Annotated in this window: 23 protein-coding genes; 9 read left to right on the forward strand and 14 right to left on the reverse strand. The window is 60.0% G+C overall.

The features are described 5' to 3' along the window. Window positions 1-39: 39 nt before the first annotated feature. On the reverse strand, window positions 40-441 hold the full coding sequence (locus Q7V03_RS11460) for a group II truncated hemoglobin (RefSeq protein ID WP_304925726.1): 402 nt from the start codon (window positions 439-441) through the stop codon (window positions 40-42). A gap of 9 nt (window positions 442-450) precedes the next feature. After that, entirely contained in the window at window positions 451-2,820 is a 2,370-nt protein-coding gene (locus Q7V03_RS11465) for a DUF1989 domain-containing protein (RefSeq protein WP_304925727.1), read from the reverse strand. A gap of 112 nt (window positions 2,821-2,932) precedes the next feature. On the opposite strand from Q7V03_RS11465, the gene Q7V03_RS11470 reads away from it, so the two are divergent. The 5 genes from Q7V03_RS11470 to Q7V03_RS11490 all read left to right on the forward strand — a co-directional run bounded on the left by Q7V03_RS11470 (window position 2,933) and on the right by Q7V03_RS11490 (window position 8,858). Then, entirely contained in the window at window positions 2,933-3,775 is an 843-nt protein-coding gene (locus Q7V03_RS11470) for a DMT family transporter (protein ID WP_304925728.1), read from the forward strand. Window positions 3,776-3,860: 85 nt separating this feature from the next. Next, the gene (locus Q7V03_RS11475; protein WP_304925729.1) at window positions 3,861-5,111 is read left to right on the forward strand and encodes a sarcosine oxidase subunit beta family protein; all 1,251 of its coding nucleotides are present in this window, start codon (window positions 3,861-3,863) and stop codon (window positions 5,109-5,111) included. A 9-nt stretch (window positions 5,112-5,120) separates the two neighbouring features. Next, a complete protein-coding gene (locus tag Q7V03_RS11480; RefSeq protein ID WP_304925730.1) occupies window positions 5,121-5,408 on the forward strand; it encodes a sarcosine oxidase subunit delta in 288 nt (95 codons plus the stop codon). After that, window positions 5,405-8,302: a sarcosine oxidase subunit alpha family protein gene (locus tag Q7V03_RS11485; RefSeq protein ID WP_304925731.1), complete on the forward strand. Its 2,898-nt coding sequence runs from the start codon at window positions 5,405-5,407 to the stop codon at window positions 8,300-8,302. The genes Q7V03_RS11480 and Q7V03_RS11485 overlap by 4 nt, the downstream gene beginning before the upstream one ends. Next, window positions 8,295-8,858, forward strand: coding sequence for a sarcosine oxidase subunit gamma (locus tag Q7V03_RS11490; protein ID WP_304925732.1), 564 nt, complete (start codon window positions 8,295-8,297; stop codon window positions 8,856-8,858). Before Q7V03_RS11485 ends, Q7V03_RS11490 begins: the two co-directional genes overlap by 8 nt. Window positions 8,859-8,926: 68 nt before the next feature. On the opposite strand, the gene Q7V03_RS11495 is transcribed toward Q7V03_RS11490, so the two are convergent. After that, the gene (locus tag Q7V03_RS11495; protein ID WP_304925733.1) at window positions 8,927-9,937 is read right to left on the reverse strand and encodes a GlxA family transcriptional regulator; all 1,011 of its coding nucleotides are present in this window, start codon (window positions 9,935-9,937) and stop codon (window positions 8,927-8,929) included. A gap of 81 nt (window positions 9,938-10,018) precedes the next feature. On the opposite strand from Q7V03_RS11495, the gene Q7V03_RS11500 reads away from it, so the two are divergent. Further along, window positions 10,019-10,678 carry a helix-turn-helix domain-containing protein gene (locus Q7V03_RS11500; protein ID WP_304925734.1) on the forward strand — a complete coding sequence of 220 codons (660 nt, stop codon included), beginning with the start codon at window positions 10,019-10,021 and terminating at the stop codon, window positions 10,676-10,678. A gap of 5 nt (window positions 10,679-10,683) precedes the next feature. Here the strand turns inward: Q7V03_RS11500 and Q7V03_RS11505 are convergent, their stop codons facing one another. The 11 genes from Q7V03_RS11505 to Q7V03_RS11555 all read right to left on the reverse strand — a co-directional run bounded on the left by Q7V03_RS11505 (window position 10,684) and on the right by Q7V03_RS11555 (window position 20,004). Further along, window positions 10,684-11,724, reverse strand: coding sequence for a DUF3445 domain-containing protein (locus Q7V03_RS11505; RefSeq protein ID WP_304925735.1), 1,041 nt, complete (start codon window positions 11,722-11,724; stop codon window positions 10,684-10,686). Between the two features lie 10 nt (window positions 11,725-11,734). Beyond that, window positions 11,735-12,700: a PDR/VanB family oxidoreductase gene (locus tag Q7V03_RS11510; protein WP_304925736.1), complete on the reverse strand. Its 966-nt coding sequence runs from the start codon at window positions 12,698-12,700 to the stop codon at window positions 11,735-11,737. Beyond that, window positions 12,697-13,311 carry a dimethylamine monooxygenase subunit DmmA family protein gene (locus Q7V03_RS11515; RefSeq protein ID WP_304925737.1) on the reverse strand — a complete coding sequence of 205 codons (615 nt, stop codon included), beginning with the start codon at window positions 13,309-13,311 and terminating at the stop codon, window positions 12,697-12,699. The genes Q7V03_RS11510 and Q7V03_RS11515 overlap by 4 nt, the downstream gene beginning before the upstream one ends. Before the next feature lie 126 nt (window positions 13,312-13,437). Continuing rightward, complete coding sequence (locus Q7V03_RS11520; protein ID WP_304925738.1) at window positions 13,438-14,577, reverse strand: aminomethyltransferase family protein; 1,140 nt, start codon at window positions 14,575-14,577, stop codon at window positions 13,438-13,440. 194 nt (window positions 14,578-14,771) lie between these two features. Then, entirely contained in the window at window positions 14,772-16,544 is a 1,773-nt protein-coding gene (locus Q7V03_RS11525; RefSeq protein ID WP_304925739.1) for an APC family permease, read from the reverse strand. A gap of 195 nt (window positions 16,545-16,739) precedes the next feature. Then, window positions 16,740-17,012, reverse strand: coding sequence for a hypothetical protein (locus Q7V03_RS11530; RefSeq protein ID WP_304925740.1), 273 nt, complete (start codon window positions 17,010-17,012; stop codon window positions 16,740-16,742). Beyond that, complete coding sequence (locus Q7V03_RS11535) at window positions 17,009-17,668, reverse strand: hypothetical protein (protein ID WP_304925741.1); 660 nt, start codon at window positions 17,666-17,668, stop codon at window positions 17,009-17,011. The genes Q7V03_RS11530 and Q7V03_RS11535 overlap by 4 nt, the downstream gene beginning before the upstream one ends. Window positions 17,669-17,720: 52 nt before the next feature. After that, the gene (locus Q7V03_RS11540; RefSeq protein ID WP_304925742.1) at window positions 17,721-19,148 is read right to left on the reverse strand and encodes an APC family permease; all 1,428 of its coding nucleotides are present in this window, start codon (window positions 19,146-19,148) and stop codon (window positions 17,721-17,723) included. After that, window positions 19,135-19,323: a hypothetical protein gene (locus Q7V03_RS11545; protein ID WP_304925743.1), complete on the reverse strand. Its 189-nt coding sequence runs from the start codon at window positions 19,321-19,323 to the stop codon at window positions 19,135-19,137. The genes Q7V03_RS11540 and Q7V03_RS11545 overlap by 14 nt, the downstream gene beginning before the upstream one ends. A gap of 9 nt (window positions 19,324-19,332) precedes the next feature. Continuing rightward, window positions 19,333-19,713 (reverse strand): hypothetical protein, encoded by a 381-nt coding sequence (locus Q7V03_RS11550; RefSeq protein ID WP_304925744.1) that lies wholly within the window; start codon window positions 19,711-19,713, stop codon window positions 19,333-19,335. Beyond that, the gene (locus Q7V03_RS11555) at window positions 19,714-20,004 is read right to left on the reverse strand and encodes a hypothetical protein (protein ID WP_304925745.1); all 291 of its coding nucleotides are present in this window, start codon (window positions 20,002-20,004) and stop codon (window positions 19,714-19,716) included. A 266-nt stretch (window positions 20,005-20,270) separates the two neighbouring features. On the opposite strand from Q7V03_RS11555, the gene Q7V03_RS11560 reads away from it, so the two are divergent. The 3 genes from Q7V03_RS11560 to Q7V03_RS11570 are packed head-to-tail and all read left to right on the forward strand — an operon-like array spanning window position 20,271 to window position 23,192. Then, complete coding sequence (locus Q7V03_RS11560; RefSeq protein ID WP_304925746.1) at window positions 20,271-21,167, forward strand: glutamine amidotransferase family protein; 897 nt, start codon at window positions 20,271-20,273, stop codon at window positions 21,165-21,167. Between the two features lie 2 nt (window positions 21,168-21,169). After that, window positions 21,170-21,859: a GXGXG domain-containing protein gene (locus tag Q7V03_RS11565; protein WP_304925747.1), complete on the forward strand. Its 690-nt coding sequence runs from the start codon at window positions 21,170-21,172 to the stop codon at window positions 21,857-21,859. Between the two features lie 7 nt (window positions 21,860-21,866). After that, window positions 21,867-23,192: an FMN-binding glutamate synthase family protein gene (locus Q7V03_RS11570; protein ID WP_304925748.1), complete on the forward strand. Its 1,326-nt coding sequence runs from the start codon at window positions 21,867-21,869 to the stop codon at window positions 23,190-23,192. Window positions 23,193-23,195 lie beyond the last annotated feature (3 nt).

Raw genomic sequence — 23,195 nt, forward strand, 5'->3', positions numbered from 1 at the left:
CGGCTACGCCAATATCACCCCGCTGGCCAAACCCGGAGACTACTCTGCAGCCGAGCCTGCCTCCCGGTTGATCAGCGCCCGGGCGGCGCGCTGGAACGCCCCAAAAACCTGCCCCCGCACCGGCTCGGCCACCCCCGCGTCCTGCAAAGCCCGCCCCATACAGGTCAGCCAATCCTCGGCATCCTCGGGCCGGATCGGAACGTGGGCGTGCATTTCTTTCAAACTCAGCGCCCCCACCCGCTCCATATAATCCCGCCGCCCGCCCAGAAAGCCGCATAAAAACTCAAACTGTGCCGCCCGAACGTGGGAAATCCCGTGCCCCCGGAAATGCAGGTGCAAAATCTGCCGCCCCTCGGGTACCGTCTCGATCAGATCATAGAACCGCTCGACCAGCGCCCGCACCGTGGTCTCGCCGCCGATACGATCAATCACCGCAGCCATGCCCGCCCCCTATGATTGCGGTCGGGTTTTCTTCGGATCGTAGGCTGAGGTTGCCGTGACAACCGCAGGCAGCCGTTTCTGTTGGCCATCCAGCTTGCCAATCTCCACCGCCGTCCCCAGTCCTGCATGGGCCAGATCAACGCGGGCGAGAGCGATATTTTTGCCTAAGCAGGGCGAGCGCACCGCCGAGGTCACCACCCCCACTTGCGCGCGGCCCACATGGACGCCATCGCCGTGGCCGACATCCACCGCCGCATCAATCTCAAGCCCGACAAACTTGTCGCGCGGGTTTTCCTTGCGACGGATCAAAGCCTCGCGCCCGATGAAATCATCCACCTTCGATTTCAACGGCACCGTAAACCCGATCCCGGCTTCAAACGGGTCGGTCTGGTCGGAAAAGTCATATCCCGCAAAGATCAACCCCGCCTCAATCCGCACCATATCCAGCGCTGCCAGCCCCATCGGCCGCAACCCCAGATCCGCCCCGTTTTCCCAAACCGCATCCCAAACCGCAGTGCCGTGCTTGGGGTGACAGAACACCTCAAACCCCAACTCGCCGGTATACCCTGTGCGCGACACCACCACCGGTGCGCCCTCCGGCCCGCCCAAACGGCCCACCGTGAAGCGGAACCACCCAAGTTCGGCAATTGTCGGCTGATGTGGGGCCGTCCAGATCATCCGCTGCATAATTTCGCGCGAGTTCGGCCCCTGTACCGCGAGGTTGTGCAATTGATCGGTGGAACTTCGCACCATCACTTTCAGCCCAAGTTTTTCTGCCTGCTCGCGCAGCCAGATGCCAGAGTAATCATCGCCACCAATCCAGCGGAACTGATCCTTGCCAAGCCGGAACAAAGTGCCGTCGTCGATCATCCCGCCGTGTTCGTAGCACATCGCCGAATAAACCACCTGACCCACCGACAGCTTCTTCACATCCCGCGTCAGGCAATAGTGCAGCAAAGCTTCGGCATCCGGCCCCGTCACCTCAAACTTCCGCAGCGGCGACAGATCCAGCACCACGGCTTTCTCGCGGCAGGCCCAGTATTCTTCGATGGCCCCGTTTGAGGCATAGGTCTGCGGCAGCCAATAGCCCTTATATTCCACCAGATTGCGGGTTTTTTCCACGATGCGCGCATGGAAGGCGGTCTCTTTGGTCATCACAGGCTCCGATGTCGGGGTGGGGCGGTGGGCGATGGACCGCTGGAAGGGTTCGGCACCGTCATAGGTGCGCACGTGGATGTCGGACAGATACCAGCCATTCGCGGGCGACGTGTCGTCTGGGCAGGCGGAATTGACGCAAACCAGATCGGTCAGCGCGCGCAACAGAACGTAATCGCCGGGGCGCGACCACGGCTCGTCCGTGATCAGCACGCCATGCGCGTCGATAGCGGTGTTGAAGAACAGGTTCACCGCCATCCAGCCGGGGCGGGCGGTAACGCCATGCGGGGCGAGCACCGCGTTGAAATTGTCCGAGCAGTTCACATGGCCGGGATAGCCGATCTCGTCATAGTATTTCGACGCACAGGCCATCGCGAACGCATCATGGCGGCCCACGGTGTCCTGAATGACTTCAACCAGTGGCAGCCAGTCCTGATCATAGTATTTCGCATGCAGGCCGGGCATCGAATAGGCATGGCCCATCAGGGTGCGCGAGGTGGTCACGTCCAGCGGATGCTCTAGCCCCTTGTCCAGCTTGCGGGCAGAAAAGCATTGAAAATCCGTGCATTGACGGCCATCAACGTCGATGATCTGGATGTAGTCACCCGCTTTGACGAAATAGCTTTCCGCCGTCGCCGACTTCACCCGCAAATCCAGCACCGGGGTGGCCAGCGGGTCGGGCAGTTCAAACTTCTTGATCCCGAGCAGGGTCGATCGTTGCACCCGCACCCCAATCGGCGTCAAAGTGTCCTGCGCTTCGGGCTGCATCGCCGCACCGGGGGCCGCGATGATCAGCACGCCGTCACGGCTCGCGGTGAAGTTCTTCTCTGCCCCTGCGGGCGAGGTTTTACCAAAACAGGCAATGGCTTGGGCGGTGGCCAGATTGATACCGCGCCGTTCGATCCCCAGCCGCAAGCCCGCCATGCCCGGCGCTTTGCCCTGTGCCAGCAAGGCTTTCAGACCCGCCGCGTCGGAATTGCCGCTGACCCCCAAAATACCCGGATCGGTCCGACCCTGATCATCGGCAACCACCAACTCAACGCGCTGGCCGCCCTCATGGTTCACCACTGTCACCCGGTCGCCCGCGCCCAAGGCGATCAGCCAAGCGCCACCACCCGGCACCTCAAACTTTTCCAGCCCTGCGCGCGTGCCCAAGGGTTCTGGCGTCACAATCTGGCTGGGGCGCGGTGGACCGGGGCGAACTAACGGGTACGTGTCGAGCATCAGAGCCTCACTTTTGCATACACGGCAAATTTGTTTCTTTTGAAGAATATCGCTGCGCGGGATTTGCGCAAGTGATTTACACGGCTAGCATGCCACAAAACCGGAGGGAAAAGTGCAATCACTGATGTTGGGGCTTTTGGCGGCAGTTCTGTGGGGCTTGCATGATTTCACCATCCGCCGTGTGGCGGCACGCACTGACGCGGCAGCGCTCTATCTGGTTGTGCTGGGGTTTGGCGCGGTTTTGTTGGCACCTCTGGCCGCTTCATCGGGCGGATGGCGCGATTTCACACCTGCGCTGCTGGCGTTTTGTGCCTTCACGGGCCTGATCTACGCTTTGGGCGTCTATGCGCTGTATCGCGCTTTCATCATCGGACCCGTGCGGTTGGTGGCACCGATTTGCGGGGCTTTTCCGCTGCTGTCGGTTGGGTTCGCCGTGGCGCGCGGCCAAGCGGCGGGCCCGGTGGTTTGGCTGGCGTCTTTCGCGGTTTTGGCGGGGATTGCCGTGGTGGCGCAGGGCGAAAACAGCGAGACCAAGGGCACTGCCCGTGCGGCGATCCTATGGTCGATCATCGCGGCGCTTGGCTTTGCTGTCAGTTTTGAATTGCTGCATCAGGCCGCCGAGATGGCGGCTGATTTGCCGGTTACGCTGATTGCCCGCTGTGCGGGCTTCATCGGCGTCTTGCTGTGGGTGATCTTGCAACGCATTGATCTAAAACCTGCTTTGGCAATCTGGCCGACACTTTTGATGATGGGGGCTTTGGATGTCGGTGGTATGGTGGCGGTCACCATGGCAGGCGGTTTTGCGCGCCCCGAGTTTGCGTCGGTGGCCTCGTCTTGCTTTGGATTGGTGACAATTCTGCTGGCGTGGCGGTTTTTGCGTGAACCGCTGACGAGGCTGCAAGCCTTGGGTGCTGGGGTGGTGTTTGCGGGCATCGCCGTGTTGGGGCTTGTCTGAAATGAAAGGTTGCTTGTCGGGAATGAAAGCACAAACTGACGCCGACTGCACCATATTGGAGGCAAGGAAGACATAGGAACACCACATGCGCTATTCGGGTTTTAGGGTGATTGCCGAGGCTTTGACCGGGCATAAAGGCTGGAAACCGGCGTGGCGCGATCCGGCTCCGCAAGCGTCTTATGACTATATCATCGTCGGTGGCGGTGGGCATGGTTTGGCGACTGCCTATTATCTGGCGAAAGAGTTTAAACAGGCACGGATTGCGGTACTGGAAAAGGGTTGGATCGGCGGCGGCAATGTCGGGCGCAACACCACGATTGTGCGCTCGAACTATCTGCTCGATGGCAACGAGCCGTTTTACGAATTCTCGATGAAGCTGTGGGAGGGGTTGGAGCAGGACTTCAACTATAACGCCATGGTCAGCCAGCGCGGCATTATCAATCTATTTCATACAGATGCTCAGCGCGATGCGGCGACCCGGCGCGGCAATGCGATGATCATGCACGGCGCAGATGCCGAATTGCTAAACAAAGATCAGGTTCGCAAAATGTATCCGTTCCTGAACTTTGAAAACGCCCGCTTTCCGATCAAGGGTGCGTTGATGCAGCGGCGTGGCGGCACGGTGCGGCATGACGCGGTGGCTTGGGGCTATGCGCGCGGCGCGGACCAGCGGGGCGTCGATATCATCCAGAACTGTGAGGTTTTGGGGATGAAGATCGAAAACGGCCGCGTGCTGGGGGTGGAAACCTCGCGTGGGTTCATTGGCGCGAAAAAGATCGGCGTGGCGGTGGCAGGGTCTTCGTCAAAGGTGATGGCGGGTGCGGGCATGCGCCTGCCGATGGAAAGCCATGTGCTGCAAGCCTTTGTATCCGAAGGGCTAAAGCCGCTGATCGACGGCGTGATCACCTATGGTGCCGGGCATTTCTATGTCAGCCAATCCGACAAGGGCGGTCTGGTGTTTGGCGGCGACATTGATGGCTATAATTCCTACGCGCAACGCGGCAACCTGCCGGTGGTCGAGGATGTCGCCGAAGGGGGCATGTCGCTGATGCCGATGATTGGGCGCGCGCGTCTGCTGCGGATGTGGGGCGGCATTATGGATATGTCGATGGACGGCTCTCCGATCATCGACAAGACCCATATCGAGGGCCTCTATTTCAACGGGGGGTGGTGCTATGGCGGCTTCAAGGCCACGCCCGCCAGCGGCTTTGTCTTTGCGCATCTGCTGGCAAAGGATACCCCGCACAGCACCGCCACCGCCTACCGCTTTGATCGTTTTGCCAAGGGCCTGATGATCGACGAAAAGGGCCAGGGCGCCCAGCCGAATTTGCACTAGGAGCAGACCATGATCATCAATCACCCTCTGCTTGGCCCGCGCGATTCACAAGAGTTTGTCTACCTCGGCGATGCGGCCCTGATCCACCGCCCCGATGGCATGGCTGAAGGTGCGCTGGATAAGTTCATTGATTACACCTACTTGCGCGACAACCCCGCCGGGGTGCACCGCGAATTATGGTATCACGAACAAGGCGACCGGTCTTGGCTGGTCGTCACCCGCAACACTGTCAGTCATGAAATCACCGCTGTAGATTTGGCCCGCGACGTGGCCCGCACAGAAGGCCGCAGCAAATGAGCCGTATTTCTGGCGGTCAGATCGACCGCAGCAAAACCCTGCGCTTCAGCTTTGACGGCGTAAATTATACCGGCCATCCCGGTGACACTTTGGCCTCGGCACTGCTTGCCAACAACGTCCGCCTGATGGGGCGCAGCTTCAAATACCACCGCCCGCGCGGGGTGATCTCGGCAGGCTCGGAAGAACCCAACGCGATTGTCGAGTTGCGCACCGGCGCGCGTCAGGAACCCAACACGCGGGCGACGGTGATCGAGTTGTTCGACGGCTTGCAAGCCCAAAGCCAAAACCGCTGGCCCAGCCTGAAATTCGACGCGATGGCGATCAATGACCGCCTGTCGCCGTTTTTTGCGGCGGGCTTTTACTACAAAACCTTCATGTGGCCCGCCGCGTTCTGGGAAAAGATTTACGAACCCATCATCCGCCGCGCCGCAGGGCTTGGCAGCTTGTCGAAACAAGACGACCCCGACGACTACGACAAAGGCTTTCTGCACTGCGATCTGCTGATCATCGGCGCGGGCCCCGCTGGCCTGTCCGCCGCCTTGACCGCTGGCAGGGCAGGCGCGCGAGTGATCTTGGCGGACGAAGATTTCCGCATGGGCGGGCGTCTGAATGCCGAAACGCTGGACGTGGGCGGCGCTGCGGGGGCGGATTGGGCGATGAACGTGGTGCTGGAACTCAGCACAATGCAAAATGTCCGCCTGATGCCCCGTACCACCGTGCTCGGTGCTTTCGATCACGGCATCTATAGCGCCGTAGAGCGTGTCTCGGATCACCTCGCAACGCCGCTTCCCGGCAAACCCCGGCAAATTCTGTGGCGCATCTACACCAAGCGCACCATCCTCGCCGCGGGGGCCACAGAGCGTCCGATTGCGTTTGAAAACAACGACCGTCCCGGCATCATGCTGGCCGGAGCCCTGCGCGCTTATGCCAACCGTTGGGGCGTGGCGGTGGGCGAAAAGATTGCTGTGTTTACCAACAACGATGATGGCTTGCGCACGGTTTCTGATCTGAAAGCCAAGGGCCTGAACGTCACCTTGATCGACGCGCGTAAAGGCGACGAAGTCATTGATTCCGCAGGCCGTCTGGGTCTGAAATCTATCACGGTCCGGCGTGGCAACGGCCAAACCGAAACCCTGCAAGTCAGCGCCCTCGGCGTCTCGGGCGGCTGGAACCCGAATCTCAACATCGCCTCAAACCACCGCGGCCGTCCGATCTGGGATGATCAGATGTGCGCTTTCCTTCCCGCGCCAGAAAGCATCGCGGGCATGACCTGCGTCGGCGCTGCCGCAGGTGCAATGTCCACCCATGCCGCCCTGACGACGGGGGCCACACATGCGATTGCCGCCCTCGCCGAGCTTGGCATCGCGGCCACCGCCGACGTGCCAAAGGCCGAAGACGCCCCGCTGAACCTGACCCCCGCGTGGTATGTTCATTCCGGCAAAGGCCGCGCTTGGGTCGATCAGCAGAACGACGTCACGGTCAAGGATGTGAAACTGGCAAAGCAGGAAGGCTTCGTCTCGGTCGAACATCTGAAACGCTACACCACGCTGGGAATGGCCACCGACCAAGGCAAAACTGGCAACGTATTGGGCCTTGCGGTGATGGCCGAACTGACCGGAAAAACCATCCCGCAAACCGGCACCACGATCTACCGCCCACCCTACACGCCTGTTGCGATGGGCGCACTGGGAGGCCGTGCGCGCGGCCACGATTTCAAACCCACCCGCCAGACCCCCAGCCACAAATGGGCCACCGAGCAGGGGGCGATTTTTGTCGAAGTCGGCTATTGGCTGCGCACGCAATGGCTGCCCCGCGCGGGTGAGACCACATGGCGGCAGTCGGTCGACCGCGAAGTCTTGCAAACCCGCAAATCCGCGGGGATTTGCGATGTGACCACGCTTGGCAAAATCGATATTCAAGGCACCGACGCGGGCCTGTTTCTGGATCGCGTCTATGCCAACACCTTTGGCACTCTGGCCGTCGGCAAGGTTCGCTACGGGTTGATGCTGCGCGAAGATGGCATGGTGATGGACGATGGCACCACCGCGCGGATGGGGCAAAATGAATATGTGATGACCACCACCACCGCCAATGCGGTTCCGGTGTTCCGCCATCTAGAGTACTGCCGTCAGGTTTTGTGGCCTGACCTCGATGTGCAACTGATCTCGACCACCGAGGCATGGGCGCAATATTCGGTCGCAGGTCCCAATGCACGGAAATTGCTGGAAAAACTGGTTGACCAAGATATCTCTGACGCGGCTTTCCCCTATATGGCTTGCGGCAATATCACCGTGCAAGGCACCCGCGCGCGACTGTTCCGCATCAGTTTCTCGGGTGAACGCGCCTATGAAATCGCGGTACCGACTCGCTACGGCGATGCGATGATCCGGGGGCTGATCGAGGCTGGGCGTGAATTTGACGCGGTGGTTTACGGCACCGAGGCGCTGGGCGTGATGCGGGTTGAAAAGGGCCATGTCGCGGGCAACGAGTTGAACGGCCAATCCTCTGCCCTCAATATGGGCCTTGGCAAAATGGTGTCGCGCAAGAAAGACAGCATCGGCATGGTTCTCAGCCAACGCGAAGGCATGACTGCGCCGAACGGCTACCGCCTCGTCGGGGTTAAACCCGTAGACCCTGCGCAACCCCTCACCGCAGGCGCGCATTTTCTCGCCAAAGGGGCAGAAGCCGTGGCGGCGAATGATGGCGGCTGGCTGACCTCGGTGGTCTATTCACCGCATCTGGGCCATTCCATCGGCCTCGGCTATCTGAAATCCGGCGATAGTCGCAAAGGCGAACGCATGCGCAGCGTTAATCTGTTGGCGAAAACCGATGTCGAGGTTGAAATCGTCAGCCCGCATTTCTTTGATCCTGAGGGGGAGCGTCTTCGTGGCTAATCCGTTGAAATCCCTCACCCCGTTGGGCCATGATGCGCCGATCACCGAAACCATCGGCGCAGTCACCATTGCCGAGAATATTGGCACAGCCCTCGCCTCGCTCGCCTCACGGCTTGGCCGGGAAGCCGAAGTGGCAAGTGCTGCAAAAACCGCCAGCATCCCGCTGCCCGGACCCGGCTGCGCAGAGTCCGCTACCACTTACGGCGCCATCTGGCTTGGCCCCGAGCAATGGATGGTCGAGGCCCCCTTCGCCACGCATGAAGACATCGCCTCCGTCCTCAAACCGATCTTTGGCGAGACCGCTTCGATCACCGAGCAAACCGATGCCTGGGTGCGCTTTGATGTCACCGCGAGCGACTTGCCAGCGCTGTTCGAACGCTTGTGCAGTTATGATCTGCGCAAAGCTGGGGCAGGGGCCGCCACCCGCACGGTGATCGACCATCTTGGCTGCTACGTCATCGCACGCACGGAAACCGAAGTCTCCATCCTCGGCCCGCGCTCATCTGCTCACAGCCTGCACCACGCGCTGACCACGGCCGCCAAAGCGACGTTTTAGGCTTTCACATTGGCTTAAATACTCCACGGGGGTCCGGGGGTGTGAAACCCCCGGCCTTCGTCCCAAGCCTAATCGTTCGGCGGCATCGCCCCCGCCAGCCCCCGCAGCCCCACCAACCTACGCCGCTCGTCGTTCGGGTTGACCCCAAACGCCTCGGCGTAATGCTTGGTCATCGGGGTGGAGCTGGCATAGCCCACCGATTGCGCGATCTCGCGGATGCTTTGCGTTGAATACAGCACCCGCTGCCGCGCCTTGCGCAGCCGCATCAGGCGATAGTATTTCAGCGGGCTTTGCCCGGTTGCCTGTTTGAAACAACGCTCCAGATGCCGCTCTGACATAGCCAAAGCCTCGGCCACGTCGGCGATCTGCAATGGGTCTTCGATGTTCTCGCCAAAAATCGCAATCGCCGCGCGCACGGTGTCGGGCAGCAGATCATCGGTGCCACCCTGCTTTTGCACCGGCACCTTCTGCGCCGCATCCTCGGTGCGCACGAACGGGTGCTGAAACCAGCAGGCCACTTCGGTCATCGTATCGCGCCCCAAGCGTTCCTCGATCAACCGCAGCATCAGATCGAACACCGCCCCCGCACCCGAGGCGGTATAGCGCCGCCGATCCCGCAAAATCACCGCCTGTGACGCCTGCATCTCGGGGAACTCGGTCTTGAACGCGGCCTCATAGCACCAATGCACCGATACGGTATGCCGCTCCATCACGCCCGAGCGCACCAGTGGAAAAACCCCGCCGGAAAACCCGCCTAAGACCACGCCAGAGCGATCCAGCCAACGCACCTGTGCATTGCCGCGCTTGGGGTTTTGAAATTGCGATGTCGGGGCCGAGAGGAAAAACAGATAATCCAACCCCACCGCATCGCCCAAACACACATCCGGATCAAACCGCACCTCGGCCGATGACCGGATCGGGCTTGCCGCCTCTCCGATCAGCTTCCAGGCGAATTCTTTCCGCCCAGTGATCTCATTGGCGGCCCGTAAAGGTTCGATCGCCGAGGTTAAACAGGCCATCGGAAAGCCGGGGAACAGCAAAAACCCCAAAGTCGCAGCGGTATCGCGGTGGATGTTCATCCTCGGGGATTTTCTGTTGAGTGGGATTGTGTTTCACGGTAGTAAACAAGAGTAACAGTGACCTCAGACAGAGCCGGTTTCATGGACATTGACGCTGAAGAACACAACCTGCCACGCGCGAAGCCAGCCTTCGACCAAGACCCGCACCGGGTGCGCGAACTATCCGAGCGCAATCTCGAAATGGCGATTGGCCGCTCTGTCCGCGCCTTCCGCCGCGCCCAAGGCATGACCGTGGCCGATTTGGCAGGCGTCACTGGTCTTTCCATCGGCATGCTGTCCAAGATCGAAAACGGCATCACTTCACCCTCGCTGACCACGCTGCAAATCCTGTCACATGCGTTTTCCACCCCGGTCACCTCGTTCTTTCGCGGCTTCGAGGAACGCCGAGAGGTGCAGCACGTCAAGGCTGGCGATCACATTGAAATCGAGCGGCGCGGCACCCGGGCGGGCCACCAATACCACCTGCTCGGCCATATCGGATCGAACGATTCCGGCGTGCTGGTCGAACCCTACATGATCACCCTCACCACCGAATCCGACGTGTTCCCGGCCTTCCAGCACGATGGTATCGAGCTTTTGTATATGCTGGAGGGAGAGGTCGAATACCGTCATGGTGATCAGCTTTTCCATTTGAAACCGGGCGATAGCCTGTTCTTTGACGCAGACGCCCAGCACGGGCCAGAGGTTCTGGTAAAACTTCCGGCCCGCTATCTGTCGGTGATTTCTTACAAACAGGCGTAGGCAGGCTAGTCTGCGCCAAACCCCGGCGAGGTGGGCTGGCCGTCGTCAAACTGCGCCAGATAGTCCAGCATCAGCGGCTTGTTGCGCAAAAACCCCTTATAGGTCGCCAATTCATCCGGGATATCCCGCACCACCCGGTGCAAGCGGCGCGCCCATTTCGGCACCGTCACCAATTCCTCAAACCGGATCAGATAGCAACGGATCGGGAAGACGATGGCGTTCGATCTCGGCAAGCGGTGCAGCGTCTGCAACTCGACTCGCAGGTGCTGGCGGTGGCCAATGGTCTCCGGCGTCATCGTAGTCTTCGACGGCCCCCATTTTGGATAATTCTCCGGCGAGGTATCCAGCAGGGCATCAACCGTCATCGTCCAGTTGAACCGCCGCACTGGCGCGCCATGTTGCAGCTTCAGCAAAAATTTCAACGCGCGGTCAAAGATATTCATCTGATGCGCCAGCGGCACCGGGGCGTGCCATTGCTTGAAACTCATGCCGATATCGAAATCCAGCGACCAGTCAGCCTGTGTTGTCACCATGCCAGCCTCGATCCACAGATCATCATCGCGCTGATCTTGCAGAGTAAAATCGCCCTGTGTCTGCCGGGTGATATACTCCATCGGCCCGTAGGGCAGGGTGGAGGCATCCATGAAGGTGAACTTTTGCTCAATCTGCAACGGCTTGTTGATCCAGTGCCAGTTGTCGCCGTCCTTGTGCAACTCAAACCACTGCGGATAGTCCCGCGCCTTGCTCTCCATGATCAGTTCCAGCAAGTCCCAGCCCGCCAGTTCCATATGCGGCAGCGTCTGGCAACGCAAAGGATCTTCCGCCAGCACCTGCGCACGATCTCGCATCTCGGCCACATAATGCTCGTCCACGTCGAACAAATGCTCGAACACCGAGCCCACCGCCCCCGGCACATGCGGCTCCATATTCACCGAATACATATAGCTGTCTTCGGGGAACGGGAACGGAAAGCGCTTGATCGCCTTTGCCGAGTTCTTGAACGTATAGTCGCCCCGAAAGGTCTCAACATTGAAATCCAGTGACATAGGCTCCCCCCTATCGGTCGAGGATCAGGGCCGCGCCCCGAAACCGCGACACGCATGGCATGATCTTGGTATGGCTGGCTTTTTGCGCGTCGGTCAGCCAGTGGTCGTTATGTTCAATATGGCCGTCACAGCGCAAAACGTCGGTCTCACACTGCCCGCACGCACCGCCGCGGCAAAGATAAGGTGCCTCGACCCCCGCCGCCTCAATCGCTTCCAGCAGCGATTGGTTCGGCTGCACGGTGAATGATTTGCCCGAGGCCGCCAGTTGCACCTCAAACGCCAGACCCACAGGGGGTGCCAAGAATTCCTCGGAATGAACCGCCAGCGCAGGCCAACCCATCGCCGCCGCCGTGGCTTTGACCCAGGCAATCATCCCCTTCGGACCGCAGACATAGATATGGGTGCCAAGCGGTTGCGATTTCAGCAGAGTTTTCAGATCAATCTGCTGTTTAAGCTCGTCATAATAGACGTGCACGCGGCTGCCGTACTGCTCTTGCAGATGCTCGACATAGGCCCCCAAGGCGGGTGAGCGCACCGAATAATGCAGCTCGAACCGCCCGCCCATCGCCTCGACCTGCGCCATTTGCGCAAGGAACGGCGTGATGCCAATGCCGCCCGCGATCATCAGATGCTTCTTGGCCCGCGCATCCAACGGGAACAGATTGACGGGCTGGCTCAGCACCATCTCCATGCCGGGGCGGACGTGCGTGTGCATATACAGCGAGCCGCCACGCCCCACCTCATCCCGGCGCACCGAGATCTCATAGCCCAGCGTGTCGGCCGGATGGCTCATCAGCGAATAGGGGTTCATCCGGCGGGTGCCGTGATCGTCCATCTCGACGACCACATGCGAGCCACCCGAGAACACCGGCATCGCAGCGCCATCGCGGCGTTGAAAGCGGAAGCGTTTGATCAGTGCGTTGACTTCAACCACCTCGGCCACAACAACCGGAATTTTCGGCGCACCCACACTCATTTGAACCGCTCCACCGATGCCGGAACCTGCCCGGGATCTTCCGCATCAATATTCACGCCCTGAAACGCCGCCAGACGGCGCGAGAAATGGTCACGCACGAACAGGCTCAAGCCGCAATGGCTGCAATGGAACGGATCAAGACGGACATTTTCGGTCACACCCTTGCAATGCACGCACTGCACCCGGCGCGCTAGGCTGCCGCGATGCTCCATCTGCACCGCCTCATAGGGCAAACCTGCCGCCTGCGCGAGGGCTGCCACCTGCGCCATCAACCCTTCGGTGCCTGCCGCATAAATCTGTAATCCCATATGCGCATCCGCCAACACTTTGGCCAATCGTGATTGGGCGGAGGCAAAACTCGGCGCACGATAAAATTGCGCCACGCCCAAGGCCTGCAGGTCGGCGGTCTTGTCACAGCCATTCGCCCCCGGCATATAGATGATGTGGCTGGCCGCTTTCATCTCGGCTGCCTCAGCCTTGGCAAACAGATCGCACACCGCATCTGCCCCCTCACCATCAGCGACAAATAAATGCGCCGATCCCACGCCGGGCGAAAGCACGCCGTAAACCGGGCGGCTGGTGATGGAAGGCTCGAACATCGTCTTCGTCATAGTTCCGTCAATCCCTGAACGATCTGCCTCTGCGCAATCTCACATTGGTCTAAACATCCCCGCCGAAGGCTCCTTCGGCCAGCTTCGGATGCCTCCGGCGGGAATACTTAAGCCAGTCTGAAAGCTCTAACCCTTCGCCGTCCGGCGCTTTTTATCCACGTCAAAAAACGGCATCGCGTGGGTGGTTGCCGCGATTTCGCCATGCGTGGCGCAGTTCACCACCAGTTTGGTGCCATTGTTGGCGCAATCGACGGGCAGGCGGGCGATGGCGATGGTCCAGTCGTTCAGCGGCGAATACATCGCCTGCGTCACCAGGCCAACCTGTTCGCCGCCCTTGAACACCGGGGCACCATTGCCGGGCGCATTCTTGCCTTCCAGCTTCAGCCCCCAGATTTTGAAGCGCTCGCGCCCCTTTAGGCGGTAATGCTCCTCTGCACCCCGGAACCCGGTTTTGCCGGGCGACACGGTGAAATCCAGACCCAATTCCCACAGCGTATCGCCGGGGCCTTCGGTGTCGAACGGGTACATTTCCGAGTTATCGAATGGGAAGAACAGCAGATACGACTCAGTGCGCAGCATATCCAAGGTGGTGAAACGGCAGGGAATGATCCCCATCGCCGCCCCTTCCTCCAGAATCCGGTCCCAGATCACCGGCGCGTCTTGGCCCCGGCAGAAAATCTCATACCCCCGCTCGCCGGTATAGCCGGTGCGCGAGATCATCACCGGCTTGCCGAACAGGCTGGTCTGCATCTGGCTGAAATACGCCAGATCCCGGATCCCCGGCACATGCTGCGCCAGATAATCCACCGCCAGCGGCCCTTGCAGCGACAGATCATGCAGGTTGTCGTCAAACCGTACCGAGACATCGCGCCCCGCCGCCGCCATCGTCAGTTGCTCAAAGCCAGCCCCCGAGCCATGCACCACCATGAACGCATTCGGCCCGGTGCGGTAAATCACGCAATCATCGACGAACTTGCCCGCGTCGTTCAGCATGGCTGCATAAACCGAGCGCCCCGGCATCAGCTTTTCCATATTCCGCGTCGTCGCGCGTTCAATCACATGGCTGGCACCATGCCCTACGATATGCACCTTCTTCAGCCCCGACACGTCCATCAGCCCGGCCTTGGTGCGGATCGCCATATATTCGGCATCCGGGTCGCCCTTCTCGTAAGACCAAGCCGTGCCCATGCCCGACCAGTCTTCCAGATTTGACCCCAAAGCGCGGTGACGGTCAGCGAGCGTCGAGAATCGCCAGGAATTTGTCATATAGCCCCCCAAGAGCGGTTAGTTTTTCTGGCAACAGTCTGCGATTAGCCCAAAGCAAAATCAACCTTCTTGTGCAAAATTATTTCCTGTCAGGGAGGTTTTCGACCTTTTCTTGCGCAGGGGCCAGAAATACAAACGGGCGGCCCGAAGACCGCCCGTTTGCACAATTTACCAGCAGTTTAGGCGGCCACAGTTCAGGCGGCTACGGGCAGCACGAAGAACCAGTTCGACCACAGCACCACCGCAGCGCCTGCGACCAGCGCAAGGTAGGGCAGCATCCCGGCCTTCCTTGGCCCCAGATCGCCGTGATCGGTCAGACCCAGATCCTCCATCGCCTCCTTTGGGAAATGGCCCTTGTCCTGCACATAATGCCGGAACCAGAACACCGGCAGGATGAAGGCGGCAAACACCAACCCCGACCACAACGCGTTCTCATAGCCCCAGACCTTCGCCCCAGCCCCAAGAAACAGCGCGTTTACAAAGGCCAGCACGGTGTTGACCCCGATCAGCCAGTTCGGCGCTTTCCACGGACGGTTCAAATGGCCCGAGTCAATCCGATGAATCCAACCTGCATTCAGGTTGAGGAAGTTGAAGATGATGTAGCCAACGTTGGAAATCGCCAGCACATAGAAATAGCCGCCGATATCCGAAGCCAAAGCCAGCAGAATGACGTTAAAGCCGAAATCCGTCCACATCGCTCCGACAGGCGCACCGTGGCTGTTGGTTTTGCTCAGGTACTTCGGCAGCCAGCCATCACGCGAGCCTTGATACAGGGTCCGCGAAGACCCCGCCATTGCCGTCATAATCGCCAGGAACAGCGCGAGGATCATCAGGATCACGAAGATCTGGATGAAGATCGGGTTGGACCCCACCATCGCGCCCAAAGCCTCGGCCACCCCGGTGCCGTCGATCACGCCGGGGGTCAACATGCCGCTCAGGCCGTAAACGCCTTGGAACGAGAACGGGATCAGAAAGAAGAACACGATGCACAGAAGGCCCGAATAGAAGATCGCGCGGAACGTATCGCGCTTGGGGTCTTTCAACTCGGCCGTATAGCAAACCGCAGTCTCGAACCCGTAGGTCGACCAAGCGGCGATATACATGCCGCCCAAGAACAGCGTCCAACCGCCGACATTCCACTCACCATTCACACCGGAATAGCTAGAGGTTGGCGGCACAATGCCGGTGACGTTCATCGTGTTGATCTCGCCGGTCAGGATCGGGATCAAACCCACCAACAGCAGCGGCACCAGCACCACCACCGCCAGCACCTTTTGCGCAGATGCCGTGGTGGCGATGCCGCGATGCTGGATCGCCAGCATGATCAGCATCAGCACAACGCCAATCACGAAGGTCGAGTTGAAATGCAGCGTGCCCAGACCGGGGACGTTCAGCGCATAAGCCTCCCACACCCGGAACGCCGGGGTCAGGGCTGCCACGCCATCCGCACTTGCCACGGCGGTGATCGCATCCGCAGGCGTGGTGCCCGCATTGGCGGCAATATAGGCCGCCACGCTCGCCGTGGTTTCGCTGTAGTTGGCGATGTTGGCTGTGACCCATGCCACCACTTGCGGGGCAGTGTCCAACGGGATCGGGAACAAGGCATTCAGGATATAGCCCGCCGCGATGGCACAACCCAGCGACAGCACGGGCGACCATGCGAACCAGTTGCACCACACCGACAAAGGCGCGATCAGCTTGGAATAGCGCAGCCATGCGGTCGCACCATAGACCGATGTTCCGCCCGACTTGTTGCCGAACATGCCCGCCATTTCGGCATAGGTGAAGCTTTGCGAAAAGCCCATGATCATCGACAGCATCCACACCACGAAGGCAGCTTGCCCAGCCACCCCCGCGATACCGCCGATGGAAAACAGCACAAGGGGCGGCACCCCTGCGGCGACCCAGAAGGCGCCTTTCCAATTCAGCGTGCGATGCAGATCGCCCGCTTTACTTTCTGTAGACATCAAGTGTTCCTTTGTCCCTGTTGCTGTCCGGCCTTGCTGTGGCCGGATCGTTTGGTTGAGATTGCGACATATTGAAGCGGAGCAGGCCAAGCTCAAAGCGATTTTTCACCTGCGAGGAATAATTTTTAACTTTTGTTCCGATGTGGATTTGATTTTCCGAGTCTCCCACCCAGGTTCTGCCGCAAAATCGGGCGATCAACGGCCTTTGCCGTGCCGCCAAACCTCGAATCGCACCCGCGCGGTTTTGTACGCATCCATCATCGCCAGCGCCCAAACGAACAAACCACCCGCCAGCTTGCCCACCAATGACACCTCGTGGGCGGCCGTTTTCAGGGTGAACGCGCCAAGCAGGATGATGAAAAACACAAAGGTCAGCCCCCGGATCGGCTGACGGTTCAGCACTTGACCAGACCCCGGCAGGATCGTCGCGGCCAGCAAGACCAGACGGGGATTTAACGGTTGGCTCATGGCAAGTCCTTCAAATCATCGCGCAAAGCCAGCAGGGCGTTCAGCAGCGGTTCCAGCCGGGCAGCGGCCAACGGCGCTTTCCCCATCTCTGCATCGCGAAACGCCAGATAGCGGGTGCGGTCGGCTTCCTCGGCCAGCCAGACCAGCCGCAAGCCCTTGGGCGAGATCACCAACTCTTTCAGCAAATCCGCATCCAGACCCTCCAGATGCTTCAGCACGAATGCGGCAGGCACAGCAGCCTCGGGCGCATCGCTGCGAATGGCGCAATCCTCGGGAAATCCGGCTGGCGTCGCAATCTGCACCGCCAAATCGCGGAAGTTGCTGAACGGCTCCACCCCGCGCGGGCGCAACATCACATCCAACGTCGCGCGGGCCGGGGTCGGTTCCGCCAGCGTCACCAGCAACCACAGCGCTGGCAGTTTGCGGTAGGTCAGCGTATCCGGCACCACCTGCAGATCAAACAGCGCGCCCTGATAGCGCCCGGAAATCCGCGGAAACCCGGTCGGCGCAAGCGCAACAATCGGTGCCTCAAACAGCGTCTCAACCGCTGCGAAATACCGCCCGCGCACGGCAAACCGCTTGGCGCTCTGCCCGCGCAACCGCACAGCGATGCCGCAGCCGATTGCAATCACCAAAGCCCAGATCAGAAATTTCATGCTCTATCCCAAAACAAACCGGCCCGCGAACAACGCGGGCCGGGAAGCGATCTCAATACCCGCGCGGACGCGGCCACGGCATGGTGAACTGATCGGCGCGCTTCACAAAGCGGTAGCGCCAGAAGTGGAACCACAGGCTGACCACGATATAGAACCCAATCATCGCAATCAGCTGGGTGCCATAGCCCAGAAACACCGCGAAATACGTCACCGAACACAAAGCCATCAGCGAGATCGCCGGCAGCGGGTGCAGCGGATGCTCATAGCCGCGTTTGATCGTATCCAACGGCCATTTCTTGCGGAACATGATCATGTTGATCGGCATGAACGTATAGCCCAAAAGCCCCGACAGGATCGAGAACGTGATCACCTGATCCAAAGGCGCGCCCAGTGCGAAGATCAGCGCAATCGGCACCAGAAAGATGATCGCGCGGTAGGGCGTGCGATACACCGGATGCACCGCGCCAAACCACGCGGGCAGGTAATGATCGCGCCCCATCGAGAACCACGCACGCGACGCATCATTGATACAGCCATTCGCGCTTGCCAACGTCGCAAACAGCGTGCCAATCCCCAGCAACCACACCAGTGCCGAAGACCCCGTGATCTGCGCAGCCGAGAACAACGGTGCCACAGCCCCATTCACCCCGTCCCCCAAGTATTCCCACGGCATCAGCCCCGCACAGACATACCACGTCAGCGTCGCCGCAATCAGCAGCGTCATGATCCCGGCCAAAGTGCCAAACGGCAGCGACCGCGCGGGCGAGCGCACTTCCTCTGCCGCCTGCGTCGTCCCCTCAATGCCGAGATAATACCACAGCCCGAAGTGCATCGCCGCCAAGATCCCCAACCAGCCATACGGCAATGATGCCTGACCGCTCATCAGATCCTTGTGCAGCATCTCTCCGGCCCCAAGCAAAGGCGAGGTGGCGAGGAAAATCGTGATGATCGCCACAAAGGCAATCGCGGTGATCACAAGGTTAAACGTCAGCGTCGCCAGCACGCCGCGATAGTTCAGCCAGGCCAGAAACATGATCGCAAGCACGATGAACGGCCGTTGATCCAAGCCACCCTCATGCCCCGTCATCCCCGCCACGGTATCCACCAAGAACCCCAAAGTGATCGCGTTGCCAGCCTCCAGCATCGTATAGGCGAACACCAGATAAAGCCCGACGTTGAACGCCATCAGCGGCCCGATGATATGCTTGGCCTGCGTATACTGCCCGCCCGCGGCGGCCACCGTCGAGGTCACCTCACTGTCAATCATCGCGACGCAGGAATACAACACCCCGGCGAACCAGCAGGCGATCAGGGCTGCATAGGCCCCACCCTTACCCACCGCAAAGTTCCAGCCCATATACTCGCCGACCAACACGATGCCGACGCCAAGCGCCCAGACATGCGCCGGGCCAAGCACCCGCAACAGCCCCATCGACTGGCCATGCGCGGTATGGTCCACGTCCATATCAGAATGTGCCATCTCCGCCCTCCAGCTTATGTTTCTCGGTCATCGCTTCCAACACGCCTTCGCGCGACGAGGTCAGCATTTCCTCTGAATAAGTGGTGTCGATCTTGATCCAGTCGATCACGATCAACAGCCCGAACAGCGCCGACAACCCCCAAGCGCCGTATTCGATGTAATTCCAGGTATCCATCATCGCCCCCTATTTCTCACCGAATTTCTCAGCGATCACTTCGCGGTATTCGATGTCGGAAAACCGGATCATCATCACGAAATAGCCAACGATCACGATCACCATCACCGCCAGACTGATCCAGCTGAAACTGTAATCATACCGCGCCGTGATCATATCATGCGCCGAGGCCGCGTCGGGAAAGCCCAGCTTGTTCCATTGCGCCACCATCACCGGGTTTTGCCCCAAACTCTCCCAAGTTGGGTTTTCCACCGGCACCGGCAGCTTGGCCGAACCCGCCAGCCCCAGCCACAGCGGCACGAACAGCGCGCCAACCGACAGCACCACCAGCACGATCACGTCAATCACCTGACCAAGCTTACTTTGAACGGGGGGGATATAGCGTGCCATCTATTTCCCCTTCGCCGCGCGGGCGGCATCCATGAACTGGATGTCGAGCCCATACATGAAATCGCGGTCTTCGCGGTAATGCCGCAACATCGCCATGATCGCCGCAGTGTTATAAATCAGCACCAACGCGCCGCCGATCAGCAGCATCACCCGCGCCCCCCCCGAGGGCGCCAGATCCCAAGTGCCGTAGGCCACAAAACCAATCGCCAGCCAAAGGCCGATGACAAAAGCCCACGCAATCCGCGTGTCGCTTCGATGCATCGCCTCGATCCGTGTGTTCAGATCAGACAAGATTTCCTCCCTAGGCCCCCTCCACCTGACCGCGCTTAGGGCCATAGCGCGGCAGTCGCAGCGGGGTTTGCTCCCCACATGATTTCTCTGTGTGAATTTTATTTTCTGAGAGGAAACACTGCCTGCGACATTCTGTCAAAGGGTTTGATGAGAAATTAGGCAAAATGAAAATCATTACCCACGGTGAAAAAAAGTTTCTTCACAGTTGACGGAATATTTTGCCGTGATAGCGTATCGCCATATCCACACGACAAGGAGTCGTCGCCATGTGCGGAATCGTCGGGCTTTTCTTGAAAGACCCCAAATTACAGCCTCAGTTGGGCGCGATGCTGACTGATATGCTGATCACCATGACCGACCGCGGCCCCGACAGCGCCGGAATCGCGATCTATTCCCAAGGCAAGGTTGGCCATGGCAAGCTGACCGTGCAGTCGGCCACGCCTGAAATTGATTTCAAAAACCTCGACGCTGATCTGAAAGATGCGCTGGGCACCCCGGTGCTGATGCTGGTGAAATCCACCCATGCGGTGCTGGAAGTCCCCGCAGATCAGCTGGATGCGGCGCGTTCGGCCTTGGCAAAAATACGCCCCGGCATGAAGATCATGTCCTCGGGCGAAGGCATTGAGATTTATAAAGAAGTTGGTCTGCCGAAAGACGTGGCGGCCCGTTTTGAAATCGCCAAAATGCACGGCACCCATGGCATCGGCCACACCCGCATGGCCACAGAATCCGCGGTGACCACGATGGGCGCGCATCCGTTTTCGACCGGCCCGGATCAGTGCTTGGTCCACAACGGCTCGCTTTCGAACCACAACGGCGTGCGGCGCGAGCTGAAACGCCTTGGCATGACGTTCGAGACTGAAAACGACACCGAAGTCGGCGCGGCCTTCGTCAGCCACAAACTGCAACAGGGTGAAACCTTGGGCCAAGCTTTGGAAGCCACCCTCACCGATCTTGACGGTTTCTTCACCTTCGTGGTGGGGACCAAAGACGGCTTCGGCGTGGTGCGTGATCCGATCGCCTGCAAGCCCGCCGTGATGGCCGAAACCGACCAATACGTCGCCTTTGGCTCTGAATACCGCGCCCTCGTCAACCTGCCGGGCATCGAATCCGCCCGCGTCTGGGAGCCAGAGCCCGCCACCGTTTACTTCTGGGAACGCTGAACATGCAGACTTTCGACCTTGAAGCGCAGGGCCTGCGCGCGCTGAACCAAGCGCTCCACAACCTCAAAGGCCAGACCAATCAAACCGCATGGGAGGTGGTGAACCCCAAAGGCAGCCACGCGATTGCCGTCGGCGTAGATGCCCCCATCGACATCACCGTGCGCGGATCGACCGGCTATTACTGCGCCGGGATGAACAAGCAAGCGACGATCCGCGTCAAAGGCTCGGCTGGCCCCGGCGTCGCCGAAAACATGATGAGCGGCACCGTGATCATCGATGGCGATGCCAGCCAATATGCAGGTGCTACCGGGCGCGGCGGCCTCTTGGTGATCAAAGGCAATGCCTCGTCGCGCTGCGGCATCTCGATGAAAGGCATCGACATCGTCGTGCATGGCAACATCGGCCACATGTCGTGCTTCATGGCGCAATCCGGCAACATCCTTGTGCTGGGGGATGCAGGCGACGCGCTGGGCGACAGTCTGTATGAAGCCCACCTGTTCGTGCGCGGTTCTGTGAAATCCCTCGGCACCGACTGTATCGAGAAAGAAATGCGCCCTGAACACCTTGCCATCATCGCTGACCTCTTGAAGCGCGGCGAAGCCGAACACCTCGCCAAGCCTTCGGATTTCAAACGCTACGGCTCCGCCCGCAAACTCTACACATTCAACATCGACAACGCGTCGTCGTACTGAGGCATATATGAGCGATTTTCCCCATACCCCGCCGAAGCAAAGCTGGACCTTTTCCAACGATGTGAACGCCGAAATCCGCCGCGCCGCAGCCACCGGGATTTACGACATTCGTGGCGGTGGTTCCAAACGCAAACTGCCGCATTTCGATGACCTGCTGTTTCTTGGTGCGTCAATCTCGCGCTATCCCCTCGAAGGCTACCGCGAGAAATGCGCCACTGACGTTTGGCTCGGCACCCGCTTTGCCAAAAAACCGATCCACCTCGACATTCCCGTAACCATCGCAGGCATGTCGTTTGGCGCCCTCTCTGGCCCCGCCAAAGAAGCCTTGGGCCGGGGTGCATCCGCCGCAGGCACATCGACCACCACAGGCGATGGCGGCATGACCGAAGAAGAACGCGGCCATTCCAACACCCTCGTTTACCAATACCTGCCCTCGCGCTACGGCATGAACCCCGATGACCTCCGCCGCGCTGACGCCATCGAAGTCGTCGTCGGCCAAGGCGCCAAACCCGGCGGCGGTGGCATGCTGCTGGGCCAGAAAATCTCTGACCGCGTCGCCAAAATGCGCAACCTTCCCAAAGGTATCGACCAACGCTCTGCCTGCCGCCACCCCGATTGGACCGGCCCAGATGATCTTGAAATCAAGATCATGGAGATCCGCGAGATCACCGATTGGGAAAAGCCGATCTACGTCAAGATCGGCGGCGCGCGCCCCTATTACGACACCGCCCTCGCCGTCAAAGCCGGCGCTGACGTGGTGGTGCTCGACGGGATGCAAGGCGGCACCGCGGCCACCCAAGACGTGTTCATCGAAAACGTCGGCATGCCAATCCTTGCTTGCATCCCCCTCGCGGTGAAGGCGCTGCAAGACCTTGGCATGCACCGCAAAGTGCAACTGATCGTCTCGGGCGGCATCCGCACCGGCGCGGATGTGGCAAAGGCGATGGCTTTGGGTGCGGATGCCGTTGCCATCGGCACCGCTGCCCTGATCGCTTTGGGCGATAACGATCCGAAATGGGAATCCGAATACAACAAACTCGGCACCACCGCAGGCGCGTATGACGACTGGCACGAGGGCAAAGACCCCGCAGGCATCACCACCCAAGACCCCGAGCTTTTCAACCGTTTTGATCCGATCCTCGGTGGCCGTCGCCTGAAAAACTACCTCAAGGTGATGACGCTGGAGGCGCAAACCATCGCGCGGGCCTGTGGCAAGAACCATCTGCACAATCTGGAACCCGAAGACCTTTGCGCGCTCACGATCGAAGGTGCCGCCATGGCGGGCGTTCCTTTGGCGGGCACCAACTGGATTCCCGGCAAGAACGGCTTCTAACGA

This window comes from Cypionkella sp., assembly GCF_030652235.1.
Classification (GTDB): Bacteria; Pseudomonadota; Alphaproteobacteria; order Rhodobacterales; family Rhodobacteraceae; genus Cypionkella.

Coding starts and splice junctions, on each gene's coding strand:
- Q7V03_RS11460 (WP_304925726.1), bottom strand. CDS start 441: ATGGCTGCGGTGATTGATCGTATCGGCGGCGAGACCACGGTGCGGGCG.
- Q7V03_RS11465 (WP_304925727.1), bottom strand. CDS start 2,820: ATGCTCGACACGTACCCGTTAGTTCGCCCCGGTCCACCGCGCCCCAGC.
- Q7V03_RS11475 (WP_304925729.1), top strand. CDS start 3,861: ATGCGCTATTCGGGTTTTAGGGTGATTGCCGAGGCTTTGACCGGGCAT.
- Q7V03_RS11480 (WP_304925730.1), top strand. CDS start 5,121: ATGATCATCAATCACCCTCTGCTTGGCCCGCGCGATTCACAAGAGTTT.
- Q7V03_RS11485 (WP_304925731.1), top strand. CDS start 5,405: ATGAGCCGTATTTCTGGCGGTCAGATCGACCGCAGCAAAACCCTGCGC.
- Q7V03_RS11495 (WP_304925733.1), bottom strand. CDS start 9,937: ATGAACATCCACCGCGATACCGCTGCGACTTTGGGGTTTTTGCTGTTC.
- Q7V03_RS11500 (WP_304925734.1), top strand. CDS start 10,019: ATGGACATTGACGCTGAAGAACACAACCTGCCACGCGCGAAGCCAGCC.
- Q7V03_RS11505 (WP_304925735.1), bottom strand. CDS start 11,724: ATGTCACTGGATTTCAATGTTGAGACCTTTCGGGGCGACTATACGTTC.
- Q7V03_RS11510 (WP_304925736.1), bottom strand. CDS start 12,700: ATGAGTGTGGGTGCGCCGAAAATTCCGGTTGTTGTGGCCGAGGTGGTT.
- Q7V03_RS11515 (WP_304925737.1), bottom strand. CDS start 13,311: ATGACGAAGACGATGTTCGAGCCTTCCATCACCAGCCGCCCGGTTTAC.
- Q7V03_RS11520 (WP_304925738.1), bottom strand. CDS start 14,577: ATGACAAATTCCTGGCGATTCTCGACGCTCGCTGACCGTCACCGCGCT.
- Q7V03_RS11525 (WP_304925739.1), bottom strand. CDS start 16,544: ATGTCTACAGAAAGTAAAGCGGGCGATCTGCATCGCACGCTGAATTGG.
- Q7V03_RS11530 (WP_304925740.1), bottom strand. CDS start 17,012: ATGAGCCAACCGTTAAATCCCCGTCTGGTCTTGCTGGCCGCGACGATC.
- Q7V03_RS11535 (WP_304925741.1), bottom strand. CDS start 17,668: ATGAAATTTCTGATCTGGGCTTTGGTGATTGCAATCGGCTGCGGCATC.
- Q7V03_RS11540 (WP_304925742.1), bottom strand. CDS start 19,148: ATGGCACATTCTGATATGGACGTGGACCATACCGCGCATGGCCAGTCG.
- Q7V03_RS11545 (WP_304925743.1), bottom strand. CDS start 19,323: ATGGATACCTGGAATTACATCGAATACGGCGCTTGGGGGTTGTCGGCG.
- Q7V03_RS11550 (WP_304925744.1), bottom strand. CDS start 19,713: ATGGCACGCTATATCCCCCCCGTTCAAAGTAAGCTTGGTCAGGTGATT.
- Q7V03_RS11560 (WP_304925746.1), top strand. CDS start 20,271: ATGTGCGGAATCGTCGGGCTTTTCTTGAAAGACCCCAAATTACAGCCT.
- Q7V03_RS11565 (WP_304925747.1), top strand. CDS start 21,170: ATGCAGACTTTCGACCTTGAAGCGCAGGGCCTGCGCGCGCTGAACCAA.
- Q7V03_RS11570 (WP_304925748.1), top strand. CDS start 21,867: ATGAGCGATTTTCCCCATACCCCGCCGAAGCAAAGCTGGACCTTTTCC.